Origin of the sequence: Candidatus Planktophila sp., assembly GCF_040402315.1 — a bacterium.
Classification (GTDB): domain Bacteria; phylum Actinomycetota; class Actinomycetes; order Nanopelagicales; family Nanopelagicaceae; genus Planktophila.
In genome coordinates this window covers 1-1,708 of record NZ_JBBAMU010000062.1, presented here as the reverse complement: position 1 = coordinate 1,708, position 1,708 = coordinate 1, and the positions used below count along the sequence as shown (strand labels likewise).

The following is a 1,708-nucleotide window of genomic DNA, read 5'->3' as shown; positions in this document are numbered from 1 at the left end:
CTTTGCACATGGTCAGATTGAGCTCCCATCAGTAATTCGCCTCAATAAATTTGTGAAGATTCCATATCGTCATGCGGTTCCACTTTCCCGTCGCGCAATCTTCGCGCGAGACGGCGGCCGTTGCGTGTATTGCACAGCACCTGCAACTTCTATTGATCACGTCATTCCACGTTCTCGTGGCGGCGGTCACAATTGGGAGAATGTGGTCAGTGCATGTCACAAGTGCAACCATGTCAAAGCCGATAAGCCACTTAAAGAACTTGGGTGGCGACTTCGCACGCTACCGCGCGAACCGGTGGGCGCTGCCTGGAGAATTCTTGGAACAGGTCGCACCGAAAATCGTTGGCTTCCTTATCTTCAGCCATTTGGCGTCGCTGCCGCAACTGCATAGACTCGTTCAATGCTTTCTCAACTGCTCATGATTAACCAAGAGCCTGGTGCTATGCCGGGTGAGAGCCTGACCGCGATTCAAACCTTTACTTATTTCGTGGCGGCACCCGTCGGATTATTCCTAGGAATTTCACTAATTGTGTGGGCCTTCACTCGCGAGAAGAGAAGTGCGAGCACTTCCTCCATCACTCATATCGAGTAATTACTTATCCGCAGCTTGCGCCTTAAGCGCTCGCACCATGGCATCGCGTGATTCGAGAATAGTTCTGCGCAGCGCATGTGATGCGCCTTTACCTGTGACATCTAGCCAGTGCTGGGCTTTGGCTACCGTTGCATCACTGATTACCCATGATGGAAAGAGCAAGGTCGCTGTGGTTTCAGCAATTTCATAACCTTTGGTCTGCCAGACTTTAAGTAGAACATCAAAATATTCATCGACGAAGTCACTCAATATTTCAGTATGCAGTGGATCGTTAAATCCTCGGCACTTATATGAATGAATCGTGTTGGAAAGATCATCTGTGGTGATGGAGCTAAATGCCTTGGCTTTTGCCGCTTTGCTTGGAATTTGGGCATAAGCCATCGCACCGTATTGCTTTCCGTGCGCAGTCTTATCCAGTGCCAGCTCTTTTTCAATATCAGCAGGACCAAATACCTCACGCTTAACGCCGCAAATGAATAGGAACCAACGAAGCTCGGCATCGATAGTAAGCCCAGAAATCGAGCCAGCGAGCATGGCGGCAATGCGCGCTAGTTGCGCAGGCGTTATTGCAGTATTGGCAAAACCTTTTGCAAATTGCAGTTGATGATCACTGCCGGCCTGCGCAGCATCAAGTGCTGCTTCAATGGCAGTTGCTACTTGCAAGCGAAGTGCCGGACGATGTGCTGGGTGGGCATATGCCCAGAGTGCGGTGTCGATCTGGCCCAGAGTTGCACTGACAATGGAGATATCTGATTCAGTTTTCAGGGCGGTGAGTGCAATCGCGATGTAGTCAGTTGCTGGTAGCTCACCATCTCGGCAGGAATCCCAGAGCGATGCCCAGATAAGTCCGCGTGCCAAAGAATCATCGAGTGAACCCAGGTGACTCTTCATAGTTGTAATCGAACGTTCATCAAAGCGCAACTTCGCATAGGTCTGATCTTTATCGTTAATCAAAACTAGGTCAGCAGACTTTTGGCCGGTGAATGCGGTGACTTCGGTGAGTGCGCCAGCGATATCGAGTTCCACACTTGTGCGCCGCACCAGCTTGCTTCCTTGAATATCAAAGAGACCCACATGCAATCTGTGGGGGCGAAGTTCAGTCGAGCCCACCGGCAT

3 protein-coding genes are annotated in these 1,708 nt (G+C 50.6%); 2 read left to right on the top strand and 1 reads right to left on the bottom strand.

Annotated elements, in window-relative coordinates; translation table 11 throughout:
• Positions 1–391, top strand: a 391-nt coding sequence (locus AC9UEP_RS05960; protein ID WP_509545088.1) for an HNH endonuclease, incomplete at its 5' end; no start/stop codon positions are given.
• Positions 392–400: 9 nt separating this feature from the next.
• Positions 401–592: a hypothetical protein gene (locus tag AC9UEP_RS05955; protein WP_509545086.1), complete on the top strand. Its 192-nt coding sequence runs from the start codon at positions 401–403 to the stop codon at positions 590–592.
• Here AC9UEP_RS05955 and AC9UEP_RS05950 read toward each other — a convergent pair.
• Positions 593–1,708: ERAP1-like C-terminal domain-containing protein (locus AC9UEP_RS05950; RefSeq protein ID WP_509545083.1), on the bottom strand; the 1,116-nt coding region annotated here is incomplete at its 5' end.

Excerpts from the sequence above, each read along its gene's own strand:
- AC9UEP_RS05955 (WP_509545086.1), top strand. The coding sequence starts at position 401 with ATGCTTTCTCAACTGCTCATGATTAACCAAGAGCCTGGTGCTATGCCG.